The sequence below is a fragment of the Stenotrophomonas sp. 24(2023) genome (assembly GCF_030913365.1).
Lineage (GTDB): Bacteria > Pseudomonadota > Gammaproteobacteria > Xanthomonadales > Xanthomonadaceae > Stenotrophomonas.
Genome location: NZ_CP133160.1, coordinates 204,220 through 219,407, shown reverse-complemented (window position 1 = coordinate 219,407; position 15,188 = coordinate 204,220). Strand labels below are relative to the sequence as shown.

15 protein-coding genes are annotated in these 15,188 nt (G+C 67.7%); 5 read left to right on the top strand and 10 right to left on the bottom strand.

Annotated elements, in window-relative coordinates:
• Nucleotides 1–45: 45 nt before the first annotated feature.
• The 10 genes from Q9R17_RS01005 to asnS all read right to left on the bottom strand — a co-directional run bounded on the left by Q9R17_RS01005 (nucleotide 46) and on the right by asnS (nucleotide 9,379).
• A complete protein-coding gene (locus Q9R17_RS01005) occupies nucleotides 46–732 on the bottom strand; it encodes a DUF2461 domain-containing protein (protein WP_308156613.1) in 687 nt (228 codons plus the stop codon).
• Nucleotides 729–2,168 (bottom strand): exodeoxyribonuclease I, encoded by a 1,440-nt coding sequence (gene sbcB, locus Q9R17_RS01000; protein ID WP_308156612.1) that lies wholly within the window; start codon nucleotides 2,166–2,168, stop codon nucleotides 729–731. Before sbcB ends, Q9R17_RS01005 begins: the two co-directional genes overlap by 4 nt.
• Complete coding sequence (locus Q9R17_RS00995) at nucleotides 2,168–3,535, bottom strand: NAD(P)/FAD-dependent oxidoreductase (RefSeq protein WP_308156611.1); 1,368 nt, start codon at nucleotides 3,533–3,535, stop codon at nucleotides 2,168–2,170. The genes sbcB and Q9R17_RS00995 overlap by 1 nt, the downstream gene beginning before the upstream one ends.
• Nucleotides 3,536–3,566: 31 nt before the next feature.
• Nucleotides 3,567–4,841: a kynureninase gene (kynU, locus tag Q9R17_RS00990; RefSeq protein WP_308156610.1), complete on the bottom strand. Its 1,275-nt coding sequence runs from the start codon at nucleotides 4,839–4,841 to the stop codon at nucleotides 3,567–3,569.
• 560 nt (nucleotides 4,842–5,401) lie between these two features.
• The gene (locus Q9R17_RS00985; protein WP_308156609.1) at nucleotides 5,402–5,923 is read right to left on the bottom strand and encodes a 3-hydroxyanthranilate 3,4-dioxygenase; all 522 of its coding nucleotides are present in this window, start codon (nucleotides 5,921–5,923) and stop codon (nucleotides 5,402–5,404) included.
• Between the two features lie 21 nt (nucleotides 5,924–5,944).
• On the bottom strand, nucleotides 5,945–6,607 hold the full coding sequence (can, locus tag Q9R17_RS00980) for a carbonate dehydratase (RefSeq protein ID WP_308156608.1): 663 nt from the start codon (nucleotides 6,605–6,607) through the stop codon (nucleotides 5,945–5,947).
• Between the two features lie 75 nt (nucleotides 6,608–6,682).
• Complete coding sequence (locus Q9R17_RS00975) at nucleotides 6,683–7,321, bottom strand: FMN-binding negative transcriptional regulator (protein ID WP_308156607.1); 639 nt, start codon at nucleotides 7,319–7,321, stop codon at nucleotides 6,683–6,685.
• A 10-nt stretch (nucleotides 7,322–7,331) separates the two neighbouring features.
• Nucleotides 7,332–7,646, bottom strand: a complete 315-nt coding sequence (locus Q9R17_RS00970; protein ID WP_308156606.1) for a hypothetical protein — start codon at nucleotides 7,644–7,646, stop codon at nucleotides 7,332–7,334.
• A gap of 5 nt (nucleotides 7,647–7,651) precedes the next feature.
• Nucleotides 7,652–7,951, bottom strand: a complete 300-nt coding sequence (locus Q9R17_RS00965; RefSeq protein ID WP_308156605.1) for a hypothetical protein — start codon at nucleotides 7,949–7,951, stop codon at nucleotides 7,652–7,654.
• 33 nt (nucleotides 7,952–7,984) lie between these two features.
• The gene (gene asnS, locus Q9R17_RS00960) at nucleotides 7,985–9,379 is read right to left on the bottom strand and encodes an asparagine--tRNA ligase (protein WP_308156604.1); all 1,395 of its coding nucleotides are present in this window, start codon (nucleotides 9,377–9,379) and stop codon (nucleotides 7,985–7,987) included.
• 127 nt (nucleotides 9,380–9,506) lie between these two features.
• On the opposite strand from asnS, the gene Q9R17_RS00955 reads away from it, so the two are divergent.
• From Q9R17_RS00955 to smc, 5 genes are all read left to right on the top strand, one after another.
• Nucleotides 9,507–9,845, top strand: a complete 339-nt coding sequence (locus tag Q9R17_RS00955; protein ID WP_308156603.1) for an iron-sulfur cluster assembly accessory protein — start codon at nucleotides 9,507–9,509, stop codon at nucleotides 9,843–9,845.
• Nucleotides 9,846–10,161: 316 nt separating this feature from the next.
• Entirely contained in the window at nucleotides 10,162–10,599 is a 438-nt protein-coding gene (gene rpsF / locus Q9R17_RS00950; protein ID WP_308156602.1) for a 30S ribosomal protein S6, read from the top strand.
• An 11-nt stretch (nucleotides 10,600–10,610) separates the two neighbouring features.
• Nucleotides 10,611–10,841 carry a 30S ribosomal protein S18 gene (rpsR, locus tag Q9R17_RS00945; RefSeq protein WP_002804494.1) on the top strand — a complete coding sequence of 77 codons (231 nt, stop codon included), beginning with the start codon at nucleotides 10,611–10,613 and terminating at the stop codon, nucleotides 10,839–10,841.
• A gap of 103 nt (nucleotides 10,842–10,944) precedes the next feature.
• Nucleotides 10,945–11,394: a 50S ribosomal protein L9 gene (gene rplI / locus Q9R17_RS00940; protein WP_308156601.1), complete on the top strand. Its 450-nt coding sequence runs from the start codon at nucleotides 10,945–10,947 to the stop codon at nucleotides 11,392–11,394.
• Between the two features lie 272 nt (nucleotides 11,395–11,666).
• Nucleotides 11,667–15,170: a chromosome segregation protein SMC gene (gene smc, locus Q9R17_RS00935; RefSeq protein ID WP_308156600.1), complete on the top strand. Its 3,504-nt coding sequence runs from the start codon at nucleotides 11,667–11,669 to the stop codon at nucleotides 15,168–15,170.
• The last annotated feature ends 18 nt before the right edge of the window (nucleotides 15,171–15,188 follow it).

Here is a 15,188-nt window from a genome sequence, read left to right as displayed (position 1 = left end):
GGGTGAAGGCGTGGTGATCGCACCGGCCTGCCGCTGCCGGGTGGGTCAGAATTCCAGGTCCAGGGCCGCGCACAGGTAGTCCACGAACGGGCCCAGCGTGGCCAGGTCCTTGCCCAGCGTGGAGAGCAGGCGTGGGCCGGTCATGGTGTCGTTGTCCAGCGATCGCCACATCACCCAGTTGCGGTGCTTGAGGTCGTCGATGAACTCGAAATCGGCCGGGAAGCCGCGCGGCGGCCGCACCAGCTTTTCGCTCTGCTCGAAATCGAAGCGCTTGCGCAGCGGCCCGCCATGCGCGGCCGCCTTCCAGCTGCCGGGGTTGTCGAGGATGAAGTGGCGGATGCGGCGCTGGGTCTCCGGTTCGGGGTGCCACAGGCCGGCGCCGACGAAGCTCTCGCCGGGCTGCAGGTGCACATAGAACGACGGAGCGGCCACTTCACGGCGGCGCTCATGGAACAGGCGCGCGCCCTGCCAGGTCTTGTAGGGCGACTTGTCGTTGGAGAAACGCGCATCGCGGTGGATGCGGAACAGCGAGCCGCCGACGCCGCGGGTGTCGGCACGGAAATGCGTGCTGACCTCGCTCAGTGCCGGCTGCAGGTCACCCAGCAGGCGCAGGAACGGCTGCCGCACATGGTCTTCGTACTGCTGGCGATGGTCGTTGAACCAGGCTTTGTCGTTGTGCAGCGCCAGGCTGCGCAGGAAGCGGAAACTGGCGTCGGAAAAGTAGGTGCTCACAGGCTGTCCTGCAGGTGGTGGCCCCAGTCGCGCAGCGCCTGCAGCAGGCCGGCGCGGCGCGCGTCATCGGGCGCTTCGACGGCCAGTGCCTCGATCTGCTGCTGGTACTCGGGCAGGGAAAGTTCACCCAGGCGCTCGTCACCGGACAGGCGGCGCTGGCGGTAGTCCTGCCAGCGGGCGTGGTCGGTGGCATCCAGGCTGTCGGGATGGTTGCGTGCCCGGTAGCGGAACAGCAGCTCCGGCAGACGCGGGTCGCGGAAGCGGCCGGCCAGTTCGGCCAGCTGGGCGGGCGGGGTGGTGCGCACCACGGCCAGCAGCGGCTTGTCACCGGCGCCGAGGAAGCCGTCGTAGAGCGAAGCATCCACGTCGGCCACGCCGCCACTGCGCGGTTGGTTGTAGACCTGACGGGCCTTTTCCGCCAGGGCGGGGGCGTGTTCGCGCAGGCGTGCGGCCTTGGCCTCGATCGCGGCCACGTCCAGCCCCAGCCGTGCGTGGTCGGCGGGCCGCAGGTGGTTCCAGGCCACCAGCGCGGGCACCTTGTTCAGGTGGACTTCCTTCAGCGGCACACGGGCCGTGCCTTCGGGCAGCTCGCTGGCACGCAGGTACAGGCGTTCGGCGATGGTCTCGGCAGGCAGGGCCAGCAGATCGTCGATGTCGCCATCCAGGTCGAACACGATCACCCGGTTGTTGATGGTCGGGTGTACCGACAACGGCAGCACCGGCGCGGCGCACAGGCGGCTGGCCGGGTAGCGCATGGAAATGTGCAGCACCGGCTGGCACGCGGCCACGTCGAGCAGGCTGGCCACGAAGCGCTTGTCACGCAGCTTCAGGGCGTACTCCCACAGGCGCGGCTGCGACTGCTTGAACAGGCGCGCCATGCCGATCGTCGCGCGCACGTCCGACAGCGCTTCGTGCGCGTCGCCTTCGCGCACGCCGTTGGCCTCGGCCAGGTGCTCGAGCTTGAACGAGGTGGCGCCGTCTTCGCGCGTTGGCCAGTTGATACCTTCCGGGCGCAGGGCGTGCATCAGCCGCAGCATGTCCAGCAGGTCCCAGCGCGAATTGCCGTTGCGCCATTCGCGCTCGTAGGGGTCGTGGAAATTGCGGAACAGGCCGTGGCGTACGAATTCATCGTCGAAGCGCAGCGTGTTGTAGCCCAGCGAGCAGGTGCCGGCACGGCCCATCAGCGCGTTGATGCGGTCGAACGCTTCGGCCTCGCTGATGCCTTCGGCCAGTGCCTGCTGCGGGGTGATGCCGGTGACCAGGGTGGCCATCGGCGACGGCAGCAGGTCATCGGCCGGGCGCACGAAGAAACTGGCCGGGGTGTCGATCTCGTTGAGGTCGGCATCGGTGCGCATCGCCGCGAACTGGGCGATGCGGGTGCGGCGCGGGTCCTGGCCGAAGGTTTCCAGGTCGTAGAACAGGAAGCTGTCGGCCATCAGTGGGCGCCCTCCAGGACCGGCAGCTGCGCGTGGATCTGCGCTTCCAGCGCGGCCCAGTCGATGGTGTCCAGGCTGCCATGGCCGGCGGTGGCGGCTACCAGCATCGCGCGCTGGAGGTCGGTGCGGCGCAGCGCTTCGGCATACGGCGTGTGCAGGAAGGTGACCATCGTGTAGTGCGGCACGAACCGCGTCGGCCAGCGTCGCTGCAGTTCCTGTTCCAGCTCGCGCTGCAGCAGGAAGGCCGGGTCGGCCACCCGGTCGCGCATCTCCAGGTAGTTGTCCAGCGCCATCTGCTGGATGGCCTGCGCGTTGGGCTTGCGTTCGGCCTCGAAGGCGGCGAAGGCGCTGTCCAGATCGTCGGCTTCCATCAGGTGGCGGGCCAGGGCCACGCAGTCCTCGAAGGCGCAGTTCATGCCCTGCCCATGGAAGGGCACCATTGCATGGGCCGCATCGCCGATCAGCACGGCGCGGCCGCCCTGGTGCCAGCGTTCCAGGGTGAGCGTGCCCAGCAGCCCCGGCGGGTGCTGTTCCCAGTCGCTGCGCAGGTGCGGGATCAGCGGCAGCGCATCGGCGAACTCACGGGCGAACAGGGCTTCGGCCTGCGCGCCGCTGTTGACCGTGGCGAAGCTGGGCTCGCCATGATTGGGCAGGAACAGGGTGACGGTGAACGTGCCTTCGTGGTTGGGCAGGGCAATGCACATGTAGTGGCCGCGCGGCCAGATGTGCAGCGCGTTGCGCTCGATGCGGAAACTGCCGTCGGCACCGGGCGGGATTTCCAGTTCCTTGTACGAATGGTCGAGGAAGGCGATGTCCTCGCCCAGCGGCGCGCGCCGGTTCATCGCCGCGCGCAGCGCCGAGCCGGCACCGTCGGCGCCGATCAGGGTATCGAAGCGGATGTCGTGCGGGCTGTCGTCGCGGTCATCGATGAAGCGCGCATGGCCGGCATCGAAATCGACGGTGTGCAGGCGGCGGTGGAAGTGCACGGTGGCGCCGGCCTGTTCGGCCAGTTCCAGCAGCGTGGTGTTGAGGTCCTTGCGGTGGATCGACCAGATCACCTCGCTGTCGTCGCGGCCATAGCGCTGCAGCTGCGGTTCGCCGTCGCGCGGGTGGATCATGCGCCCGCGCATCATCACCGCACGGGCCATCACCTCGTCCTCCACGCCGGCCTGGCGCAGCGCGTTGCGGCCACGTTCGGCCAGCGCCAGGTTGATCGAGCGGCCGCTTTCGTAGTCGGCCACGCGCGGGTCGCCACGACGCTCGTACAGGGTGATGCGCCAGCCCTGCCGGGACAGCAGGATGGCCAGCAGGGATCCGGCCAGGCCGGCACCGATGATGCTCAACGAGCGGGAAGCATGTGCGATCAACGAACTGTCCAGCAGTAGGGGGAGGGGCGGCTTACAGGCCCGCCCAGGCTTCCACTTCCTCGACGAAGTGGTGCAGGTCCACGTAGCGGTTGTACAGCGGCGTGGGGGAAATGCGGATCACGTCAGGTTCGCGCCAGTCGCCCAGCACGCCCACCGACTGCAGGTACTCGAACAGGGCGCGGCCCTGGCTGCGGCCACCGGCCACGCGCAGTGACAGCTGGCAGCCGCGGCGCTCGGTTTCGCTGGGGGTGATGACCTCCAGCACCTGCGGCAGGCGCTGCCGTACCAGCGCGTCCAGCCTGCCGGTCAGGGCTTCGGATTTGGCGCGCAGCGCGTCCATGCCGGCGCGCTCGAACAGGTCCAGCGAGGCGCGCAGCGGGGCCAGGCCGAGGATCGGCGGATTGCTCAGCTGCCAGCCCTCGGCGCCGACGGCCGGGCGGAATTCCGGTGCCATCTGGAAGCGGGTGGCTTCCTCGTGGCCCCACCAGCCGGCGAAACGCGGCAGGGTGGTATCGCGGTGGTGGCGCTCGTGCACGAACGCACCGGCCACCGCCCCCGGGCCGCTGTTGAGGTACTTGTAATGGCACCACACGGCAAAGTCCGGGGCGATGTCGTGCAGCTGCAACGGCACGTTGCCCACCGAGTGGGCCAGGTCGAAGCCGACGCGCGCGCCGTGCAGGCGGGCAAAGCCGGTGATCGCACGCAGGTCGAACACCTGGCCGGTGCGGTACTGCACGCCGGGCCACAGCACCAGCGCCAGGCGCGGGCCGTGTTGGCTGATGGCCTTTTCGATCGCCGCCAGCGAGATCGTGCCGTTGGGCTCGTCCGGCTGCACTTCCACCAGGCAGTCGGCCGGGTCGAAGCCATGGAAGCGGATCTGTGCTTCCACCGCGTGGCGGTCGGTCGGGAACGCACCGGCCTCCATCAGGATCACCGGGCGCTGCGCGCTGGGGCGATAGAAGCTGACCATCATCAGGTGCAGGTTCACGCTCAGCGTGTTCATCGCCACCACTTCGCTGGGCAGCGCACCGACCACGCTGGCCAGCTGTGCGCTGACCAGACGGTGGTAGGACAGCCACTGCGTGGGGCCGGTGAAGTGGCCTTCCACGGCCAGGTCGGCCCACTGCTTCATCACTTCCTGCACGGCACCCTGCGCGCCACGCGGCTGCAGGCCCAGCGAGTTGCCGACGAAGTAGGTCTGCTCGCCGCTGCCATGGCGCGGAATCAGGAACTCGCGGCGGAACGCGCGCAGCGGATCGGCGGCGTCCAGGGCGATGGCATGGGTACGGCTGAGCAGGTCGGACATGGGTCGGGCAACAGGCTGCAACGGGGCCGTCAGTGTAGCGCCTGGGGCCTGACCGGGGCGCTGCCATGACCCGGTAGCGACCAACCTTTGTTGGCGTTCGTGGATCCAGGCGCCCACCAAGGTGGGCATCTACCAGGACAGCGGGGCGGGCATCGCCCGGCGAACGTCATGACCCGGTAGCGGCCAACCTTGGTTGGCGTTCGTGGATCCAGGCGCCCACCAAGGTGGGCATCTACCAGGGCGGCGGAGCGGGGCGTCGCCCGGCGAATGTCATGACCCGGTAGCGATCAACCTTGGTTGGCGTTCGTAGATCCAGGCGCCCACCAAGGTGGGCATCTACCAGGACAGCGGGGCCGGACATCGCCCGGCGAACGTCATGACCCGGTAGCGGCCAACCTTGGTTGGCGCACGCATGAGCAAGTCGCCCACCAAGGTGGGCATCTACCAGGACAGCGGGGCCGGGCATCGCCCGGCGAACGTCATGACCCGGTAGCGGCCAACCTTGGTTGGCGTTCGTGGATCCAGGCGCCCACCAAGGTGGGCATCTACCGGTCGATGCGTCAGCCCGCCGCCGGTGCGGGCAACGGGTCCACGTGCCCGCACTGGCGGCAGGTGCGCAGTTCCAGGCTGGCGTGATAGCGGGCGAACACCTGCGGCAGGTCCGTTTCGATGTTCTGCAGCGGGAAATACTCTTCGTGCAGCTTGTGGTTGCAGCGCTCGCAATGCCAGATCACGCCGTCCTTTTCATGCGGCAGGCGCTTGCGTTCCACCACCAGCCCGACGCCACCGGGTGGCCGGCGCGGGGAGTGCGGCACCCTGGCCGGCAGCAGGAAGATCTCGCCGGCACGGATCGGGATATCCCGCACCGCGCCGTCTTCCTGCACCTTCAGCACCATCTCGCCTTCCAGCTGGTAGAACCACTCCGGTCCTTCGTCGTAGTGGTAATCGGTGCGCGAGTTCGGCCCACCGACCACCATCACGATGAAATCGCCGTTGTCGATCATCTTGTTGCCCACCGGCGGCTTGAGCAGGTGGCGGTGTTCCTCGATCCAGGCGTGCAGGTTGATCGGCGAGGCGAGCATGATCGGCTCCGGCAGCAGGGGTCAGTCGCGGCGGCCGTGGCGCGGCACGAAGGACAGGGCCTTTTCATAGGCGGGCTTGAGTTCATCGGCGGCACCGACATCGATGCCCATTTCGCTCACCCGGCCATCCTTCAGGCTATAGACCCAACCGTGCACCATCAGCTTCTGCCCGCGCGCCCACGCGTCCTGCACGATGGTGGAGCGGCACAGGTTGGCGACCTGCTCGATCACGTTCAGTTCGCACAGGCGGGCATGCTTGAGTTCGTCATCCTCGATCGCATCGAGGATGCCCTGGTGCTTCTGCACCACATCGCCGACATGGCGTAGCCAGTTGTCGGCCAGGCCAACGCGGGTGTTGTGCAGGCAGGCATGCACGCCGCCGCAGCCGTAGTGGCCGACGATCAGGATGTGCTTGACCTTCAGCTGGTCCACGGCGTACTGCACCACGCTCAGGCAGTTCAGGTCGCTGTGCGCGACCACGTTGGCCACGTTGCGGTGCACGAATACTTCACCCGGGGCCATGCCGATGATCTGGTTGGCCGGCACGCGCGAATCGGAGCAGCCGATCCACAGGTACTCCGGGTGCTGCTGCTTGGCCAGCTGCTGGAAGAACTCCGGGTCATCACGGGCGATGCGGTCGGCCCATTCGCGGTTGTTCTGCAGCAGCTTGTGGATGTCTTTCATGGTCGGGGGTCCCTGGCGTCGGGTGGAGGCAACGCGCGGCCGGACCGGCCACACCGTCGCTCGATGCGGGTGCGTTCAGCTGCCGGCGGCAGCCTCGTCGCGGTGCCGGCGCATCCACTGCGCCAGCTCGGTGGAATGCGGTGACTGCAGTTGTTCCAGCGCGGCGATGACCGCCTGCTGGTTGGCGTCGGGATGGTTCTGGCTCAGCTTCAGTTTCAGCTGCACCTGCTCGACCTGGAAACGGAAGCCGACGATGCCGCGCAGCTGCCGGCGATGGTCGTCGCGGTGCGGTTCGAACTGCCAGGCCTGGCCGACGCTGGCCTCGAAGTGGTCGCCCAGTTCGCCGACCAGCGTGGCCAGCGCATCGGTGTCATCGAAAGGCTGCAGCTGGCCGCGCAGTTCGGCGGCGGCGTAGTTCCAGGTCGGCACGCGCGCGGCGGCCTCCTTGTCCGGGTACCAGCTGGCCGATACATAGCCGTGCGGGCCATCGACCAGCACCTTGGCCGGACCGGTGCGGCGGGCCTGCGGATTGGCGCGGGCCCAGTGGCCGCGCAGTTCGATCTGGTCGCCCTCGCGCCGGTACAGCACCGGCAGCCGGGTCAGTTCGGGCAGGCCGTCATCACCGGTGGTCAGCACGGTGATGAACGGATCGCGCGCCAGCAGGCGGTCCAGCCAGAGCAGGTCGGTTTCGGCGAAGGCGCGCGGGGTGAACATCGGCCTGGGCTCAGGCGCGCCTGCCCAGCGACTGCACCATGCGGCCACGCAGGGCGTCATCGGTGTCGGCCTGCGGCGGCTGCACCTCGTGCAGCGAGAAGCCACGCACCAGCGCGTCTTCTTCGTCCAGGCCGTCGTACTCGACGAACTCGGCGTCGAACAGCTGGGCACGGGCGGTGTCCTCGCTGTCATAGCTGAGGGTGTTGCCGTCGCTGTCCAGCACTTCGGCGGTGCCCGCCGGGCGCACGCGCAGGCGGGCCCAGATCAGGGTGTTGCCGAGGCTGGCCAGCCACCAGCTGTCGCGTGCGGCGGTATCGTCATTCATGTGTGTCACCAGAGCGAGGCCAGCCAGAGCAGGGCAGCCATGCCCAGCCCGACCAGCAATGTCAGCAGCGACACCCAGGCCGGGGTCGCCAACCCGGTCAGCGAACGGTCCGGCTGCGTGCGGAATTCACGGCGCAGCAGCCAGCCCAGCGCGTCGGGCTTGAGGAAGGCGCCCTGCCCGAAGCGTTGCGCCAGCGCCGGGTGGCGGTCGCGCACATGCACCAGGGTCAGGGGCCAGAAGATCACGAAGGCACTGAACCCGGCCACTGCAACGCCGACGAAACACAGGGCGAAGAACAGGGTCATGGGGGCAGTACCTCCGTGGTCGTGTGCAGTGGCTTAGAAGTCCGCGCTGCCCGGGGCGCGCGGGTAGGGGATCGCATCGCGGATGTTGGACAGGCCGCAGACGTAGACCACCAGGCGCTCGAAGCCCAGGCCGAAGCCGGCGTGCGGCACCGAGCCATAGCGGCGGAAATCGCGGTACCAGCTGTAGTGCTCGCGGTCCAGGCCGAACTGGGCCATGCGCGCATCCAGCACGTCCAGGCGCTCTTCGCGCTGGCTGCCACCAATGATCTCGCCGATGCCCGGGGCCAGCACGTCCATCGCGGCGACGGTCCTGCCGTCGTCGTTCAGGCGCATGTAGAAGGCCTTGATGTGCTCCGGATAGTTGGTCACCACCACCGGGCGGCCGACGTGTTCCTCGGTCAGCCAGCGCTCGTGCTCGGTCTGCAGGTCCAGGCCCCATTCGACCGGGAAGTCGAATTTCCTGCCGGACTTCTGCAGCAGGCTGACCGCATCGGTGTAGTCGATGCGCTCGAACGGGGCGTTGATGAAGTCTTCCAGCTTGGTGATCGCGTTCTTGTCCACGCGCTCGGCGATGAAGGCCAGGTCGTCGCCACGTTCGTTCAGCACCGCGCGGAACAGGTACTTCAGGAACTCTTCGGCCAGGCGTGCGTCTTCGGCCAGGTCGGCGAAGGCGATTTCCGGCTCGATCATCCAGAACTCCGCCAGGTGGCGGGTGGTGTGGCTGTTCTCGGCGCGGAAGGTCGGGCCGAAGGTGTAGACCTTGCTCAGCGCCAGGCAGTAGGCCTCGACGTTCAGCTGGCCGGACACGGTCAGGAAGGTTTCCTTGCCGAAGAAGTCACGGCTGAAATCGATCGCGCCCTTTTCGTCGCGCGGCAGGTTCACCATGTCCAGGGTGGACACGCGGAACATCTGGCCGGCGCCTTCGGCGTCGGAGGTGGTGATGATCGGGGTGCTGATCCAGTTGAAGCCGTTCTCGTGGAAGAAACGGTGCACGGCCTGGGCCAGGCAGTTGCGGATGCGGGTGACGGCGCCGAACAGGTTGGTGCGCGGGCGCAGGTGGGCCACTTCGCGCAGGAACTCCGGCGTCATCGGCTTGGGCTGGATGGGGTAGGTGAGCGGGTCTTCGACCCAGCCGACCACCTCGACCGCGCTGGCCTGGATCTCGAACGACTGGCCCTTGCCCTGCGACTTCACCAAGGTGCCGGTGGCGGTCAGCGAGCAGCCGGTGGTCAGGCGCTTGATCTCTTCGAAGTTGGCCAGCGCATCGGTGGCGACCACCTGGATCGGGGCGAAGCAGGAGCCGTCGGTCACGTTCACGAAGGCCAGATTCGCCGAGCCGCGCACCGTGCGCACCCAACCGCGTACCGTGACTTCGCCGCCTTCCGGGATCTTCCCGGCAAGCGCATGTTCAACGCTGACCACCGTCATGACTTGAATCCTCTGCTGATCGACTCGATCTGTGAACACGGGAGTTTACCGGTTGCAGTGTTCCGCTTGCGAGGCATTTCTTCGGCCGTCGGCTCCTTATAATGTCCCCGTACCACTGGAGCCCCCCATGGCCGTCAGCCTGACCCCCATCGCCTTCGAGCGCGTGCAGCGCTTCGTGTCCCAGACCCCCGGTGCGCTGGGCCTGCGCTTCGGCGTGACCAAGACCGGCTGCTCCGGCTGGGGCCACGTGACCGACCTGGCCCGTGACCAGCGCGAGGGCGATACCGTGTTCGACCAGGACGGGGTGAAGATCTTCGTCGACGCCCAGAGCCTGGCGCTGGTGGATGGCACGGTGATCGACTTCGGCAAGCACGGGCTGAGCGAGACGTTCACGTTCAGCAATCCCAACGCCACCGCTGAATGCGGCTGCGGCGAGAGCTTCACCACCGACGCCGACAAGGCCTGAAGACCGGTTCCGGCGTCAGCCGGGCGTGGCCCGGCGCCACCCCGGCCTGCTCTGGTGCCGTGGTATGTGGCCAGCACCGCCTGCATCTGGACCTGGGTTGATTGCAGGTCATTGAAATTGCTTGAATTTATGGTTTGTTCTGGTGTCGGGGCGAGGCAGCTCCCCGCCGCGCACGGCCCGGCGCGGTTGTCCAGCCGCGTTGCTTGCGCCATAATGCGCGGCTTCCTGCCTTCTAGGCGGGAATCCTTGCCCCACCGCGGTATCAACGGCGGGGGGCTGTCCGGCCGCAAGGCCACATCCGAAAGGTAGAAAAAACATGAGTCGTCATTACGAAGTCGTGTTCCTGGTCCACCCGGACCAGAGCGAACAGGTCCCGGCCATGGTCGAGCGTTACAAGTCGATCGTCGAGAACGGCAACGGCAAGATCCACCGCCTGGAAGACTGGGGCCGCCGCCAGCTGGCCTACCCGATCCAGAACCTGGTGAAGGCCCACTACGTGCTGCTGAACATCGAAGCCGACCAGGCCGTGCTGAACGAGCTGGTGGAAAGCTTCCGCTTCAACGACGCCGTGCTGCGCAACCTGGTCATCAAGCGTGACGAGGCTGACACCGAGCAGTCGCTGATCATGAAGAGCAAGGACGAGAAGGGTGACAAGCCGGAGCGCGGTGAGCGCCGTCGTCGTGACGACGAAGAAGGCGAGTCCAACGCCAACGCTGACAACGAAGCCGGCGAAGACGCCGCTTCCGCCGCCTAAGGAGCCTTCCCATGTCCAAGTTCTTCCGTCGCCGCAAGTTCTGCAAGTTCACGGCTGAAGGTGTGAAGGAGATCGACTACAAGGATCTCAACACCCTGCGCCAGTACCTGACCGAGAACGGCAAGATCGTGCCGAGCCGCGTCACCGGTACCAAGTCGAAGTACCAGCGCCAGCTGGCGACCGCCGTCAAGCGCGCTCGCTTCCTGGCCCTGATTCCGTACACCGACAACCACGACGTCTGATGCCCGGTGGGCGGCCCCGCGCCGCCCGCTGTGCCCGCTATTCGGACAGCCATCGCTGCGGGGCGCCTGCCTCGCTAACGAATAACATTTCTGGAGCATTACCATGCAGCTGATCCTTCTGCAGAAGGTCACCAACCTCGGTGGCCTGGGTGACCTGGTCACCGTCAAGCCGGGCTACGGCCGTAACTTCCTCGTGCCGCAGGGCAAGGCCGTGCCGGCCACCGAGAGCAACAAGGCCGAGTTCGAAGCCAAGCGCGCTGAATACGAAGCCAAGGCCCAGGCCATCCACGCCGACGCCGAAAGCCGCAAGGTCAAGCTGGAAGGCCAGAGCGTGACCATCGCCGCCAATGCCTCGACCGAAGGCAAGCTGTACGGCTCGGTCGGCGCGCGCGAAATCGCCGATGCCTTCACCGCTGCCGGCCTGGAGCTGAGCAAGAGCGAAGTCATCCTGGGCGAAGGCGCCTTCCGCAACATCGGCGAGTACGACGTCCTGGTGCACCTGCACGCCGACGTCGAGACCACCGTCAAGGTTGTGGTCGTGGCTGAAGCCTGATCCCACGCCGCAAGGCCTGGTATCACCGGAACGGGCGCCCGCAAGGGTGCCCGTTTTGTTTTGGCGGCGCGCGCGGGTGTACCGGCCGCGACCGCAGCCGCCAGATTCCCGCCAGGCCGCCCCCGGCCCCGATGTTCCACGCCCATTCGTAGAACACGGCCACATCGGTATACTCAGGGCGTCACACCCGTTCCACGGCCGGCGATCCCAATGGGATCAATGACTTGGAGGGTAAACGCAGGCCGCCCGGCGGCCCCCGGCCCGGAAACCCTATGCGTCTGTCCACCATCAAGCTGTCCGGCTTCAAGTCCTTCGTCGATCCGACCACGCTGCACCTGCCGACCAACATGACCGGTGTCGTGGGGCCCAACGGCTGCGGCAAGTCGAACATCATCGACGCGGTGCGCTGGGTGATGGGCGAGAGTTCGGCCAGCCGCCTGCGCGGCGATTCGCTGACCGACGTGATCTTCTCCGGTTCCTCGGCCCGCAAGCCGGTGTCCCAGGCGACGGTCGAACTGATCTTCGACAACAGCGACCACGCCATTTCCGGCGAGTACGCCGCGTTCAACGAGATCTCGGTCAAGCGCACCGTCAGCCGCGACGGCACCAGCAACTACTACCTCAACGGCACCAAGTGCCGCCGCCGCGACATCACCGATCTGTTCCTGGGTACCGGCCTGGGCCCGCGCAGCTATTCCATCATCGAGCAGGGCATGATCAGCCAGATCATCGAGGCCCGGCCGGAGGACCTGCGCGTGTACCTGGAAGAGGCCGCCGGCATCTCCAAGTACAAGGAACGGCGCAAGGAAACCGAGACCCGCATCCGCCACACGCGCGAGAACCTGGACCGCCTGAACGACCTGCGCGAGGAGATCGGCAAGCAGCTGGAGCACCTCAAGCGGCAGGCGCGGCAGGCCGAGCAGTACCAGGCGCTGCAGGAAGAGCGCCGGGTCAAGGATGCCGAATGGAAGGCGCTGGAGTTCCGCGGGCTGGATGGCCGCCTGGCCACGCTGCGCGCCGGGCTGTCCGAAGAGGAAACCCGCCTGCAGCAGCTGATCGCCGAGCAGCGCGATGCCGAAGCGCGCATCGAGACCACCCGCGTGCGCCGCGAGGAATCGGCCGACGCGCTCAATGCCGCGCAGGCCGAGGTCTACCAGGTCGGCAGCACGCTGGCCCGGCTGGAACAGCAGATCCAGCACCAGCGCGAGCTGTCCACCCGCCTGCACAAGGCCCGCGATGAAACCCAGCAGGCCCTGGCCGAGCTGGGCCAGCACATCAGCGGCGACGAAGCCCGGCTGGGCGTGCTGCGCGAAGCGGTGGACGATGCCACCCCGCAGCTGGAGCAGCTGCAGGAAGAGAACGAGATCAAGCAGGAGGCCCTGCGGGACGCCGAGGCACGCCTGGCCGACTGGCAGCAGCGCTGGGAACAGCACACCCGGCACACCTCCGAGGCATCGCGTGCCGGTGACGTCGAGCGTACCCGCGTGGATTACCTGGACAAGCAGATCCTCGATGCCGACCGCCGCCGTGAAGCCCTGGCCAGCGAGCGCGCCGGGCTGGACCTGGATGCGCTGGACGAGGCGTTCGAGCAGCTGCACCTGCAGCATGAAACGCAGAGCACCGCGGTGGAGGAGCTGACCGGGCAGGTCGAGCAGCGCAAGCAGGGCGTGGCGGCAGTGCAGGAACAGCAGCGCAGTGCGCAGGCCGAGCTGGCCGAGGTGCGCAAGCAGGCCAACGGCCTGCGCGGCCGCCTGGCATCGCTGGAGACGCTGCAGCAGGCCGCGCTGGGCCAGGAGCAGGGCGCCGCCGTGGCCTGGCTGCAGGCGCGCGGGCTGGATTCGGCCGCGCGCGTGGGCGAGCGGCTGGACGTGGACGCGGGCTGGGAAAATGCCGTGGAAAGCGCGCTGGGCCAGTTGATCGAAGGCGTGCTGGTGGACGACCCGGCCCGCCTGGTCGATGCCCTGGGCGAACTGGGCGACGGGCGCATCGCGCTGGTCGCCGCCGAGGATGCCGCATTGACGGTGGCGCCGACCTCGCTGGCGGCCAAGGTGCGTGGCCCGGTGGCGATCCGCCGCCTGCTGGCGCGCCTGCATGCGGCCGACGACCTGGCCCAGGCGCGTACGCTGCAGGCCGCGCTGGGCGAGGGCGAATCGGTCATCACCCGGGCCGGCGAACGCCTGGGTGAGGGCTGGCTGCGGGTGTCGCGCTCCGGTGCGGTGCAGCAGGGCGCCCTCCTGCGCGAACGGGACATCAATGAACTGCGCGAGCAGATCGAGCAGCTGCAGGGCCGTGAATCGGATCTGGAAGAACAGCTGTCCGGCTGCCGCGAGCAGCTGCTGGCGGCCGAACAGCAGCGCGAGGATGCACAGCGTGCGCTGTACCTGGCCCACCGCGCCGTGTCCGAACTGGCCGGGCAGCTGCAGAGCCAGCAGGGCAAGGTGGAGGCGGCGCGGACCCGCATCGACCGCATCGAAGGCGAACTGTCGCAGTTGCTGGACGCGCTGGACGTGAACCAGGAACAGGCCCGCCAGGCGCGCGGCAGGCTGGAAGATGCCGTCAGCAGCATGGGCGACCTGGAATCGACGCGGGCTGGGCTGGAGGGTGAGCGCCGCCAGTTGACCGACGCGCGCGACCACGCGCGCGAAGCCGCGCGTGCCGTGCGCGAACGTGCGCACGCGCTGGCGCTGACGCTGGAATCGCAGCGGGCCCAGGTGGCCTCGCTGGGGCAGGCACTGGAGCGCATGACCACCCAGCGTGGCCAGCTCGACTCACGCCTGGGCGACCTGCATGCGCAGCTGGACGAAGGCGATTCGCCGGTCGAATCGCTGCAGGCCGAGCACCAGAACGCGCTGGAAGAACGCGTGCGTGCCGACCGCGTGCTGGCCGAAGCGCGGACCCTGCTCGATGGCATCGATGCCGAGCTGCGCAGTTTCGAGCAGACCCGGCACAAGCGTGACGAACAGGCCGTATCGCAGCGCGAGCGTATTTCCCAGCGCAGGCTGGACCAGCAGGCACTGGTGCTCAGTGCCGAGCAGCTGCAGGCCGCCGTGGAGAAGGCCGGTTTCGTGATGCAGGATGTGCTGAACACACTGCCCGACGAAGCACGCCTGAACGATTTCGAGCAGACCGTGCACCAGATCGATGCACGCATGCGCCGGCTGGAGCCGGTCAACCTGGCGGCCATCCACGAGTATGGCGAGGCCTCGCAGCGTTCGGACTACCTGGAAGCCCAGCACGTGGACCTGACCACGGCGCTGGAAACGCTGGAAGATGCCATCCGCAAGATCGACCGCGAGACCCGCGGCCGCTTCAAGGACACCTTCGACCGCGTCAACGCCGGCGTGCAGGCCCTGTACCCGCGCCTGTTCGGCGGTGGCCATGCCTACCTGGAACTGACCGGCGAGGACCTGCTCGACACCGGCGTGACCATCATGGCGCGGCCCCCGGGCAAGCGCGTGTCCAGCATCTCGCTGCTGTCCGGTGGCGAGAAGGCGATGACCGCCGTGGCCCTGGTGTTTGCGATCTTCCAGCTCAATCCGGCCCCGTTCTGCCTGCTGGACGAAGTGGATGCGCCGCTGGATGAAGCCAACGTCGGCCGCCTGGCCAACATGGTCAAGGAAATGAGCGAGAAGGTGCAGTTCCTGTTCGTCAGCCACAACAAGGCCACGATGGAAGCTGCCCACCAGCTGTCCGGCGTCACCATGCGCGAACCGGGGGTGAGCCGCCTGGTCAGCGTGGACCTGGAAGAAGCCGCACGATTGGCGGGCGCTGCCTGACGTGCCATCCTGTCACCT

Bases quoted from the DNA above. Each gene is read 5' to 3' on its own strand.
- smc (WP_308156600.1), top strand. From the start codon at position 11,667: ATGCGTCTGTCCACCATCAAGCTGTCCGGCTTCAAGTCCTTCGTCGAT.
- Q9R17_RS00985 (WP_308156609.1), bottom strand. From the start codon at position 5,923: ATGCTCGCCTCGCCGATCAACCTGCACGCCTGGATCGAGGAACACCGC.
- Q9R17_RS00970 (WP_308156606.1), bottom strand. From the start codon at position 7,646: ATGAATGACGATACCGCCGCACGCGACAGCTGGTGGCTGGCCAGCCTC.
- sbcB (WP_308156612.1), bottom strand. From the start codon at position 2,168: ATGGCCGACAGCTTCCTGTTCTACGACCTGGAAACCTTCGGCCAGGAC.
- Q9R17_RS00965 (WP_308156605.1), bottom strand. From the start codon at position 7,951: ATGACCCTGTTCTTCGCCCTGTGTTTCGTCGGCGTTGCAGTGGCCGGG.
- Q9R17_RS00955 (WP_308156603.1), top strand. From the start codon at position 9,507: ATGGCCGTCAGCCTGACCCCCATCGCCTTCGAGCGCGTGCAGCGCTTC.
- kynU (WP_308156610.1), bottom strand. From the start codon at position 4,841: ATGTCCGACCTGCTCAGCCGTACCCATGCCATCGCCCTGGACGCCGCC.
- rpsR (WP_002804494.1), top strand. From the start codon at position 10,611: ATGTCCAAGTTCTTCCGTCGCCGCAAGTTCTGCAAGTTCACGGCTGAA.
- rplI (WP_308156601.1), top strand. From the start codon at position 10,945: ATGCAGCTGATCCTTCTGCAGAAGGTCACCAACCTCGGTGGCCTGGGT.
- asnS (WP_308156604.1), bottom strand. From the start codon at position 9,379: ATGACGGTGGTCAGCGTTGAACATGCGCTTGCCGGGAAGATCCCGGAA.
- Q9R17_RS00975 (WP_308156607.1), bottom strand. From the start codon at position 7,321: ATGTTCACCCCGCGCGCCTTCGCCGAAACCGACCTGCTCTGGCTGGAC.
- rpsF (WP_308156602.1), top strand. From the start codon at position 10,162: ATGAGTCGTCATTACGAAGTCGTGTTCCTGGTCCACCCGGACCAGAGC.
- can (WP_308156608.1), bottom strand. From the start codon at position 6,607: ATGAAAGACATCCACAAGCTGCTGCAGAACAACCGCGAATGGGCCGAC.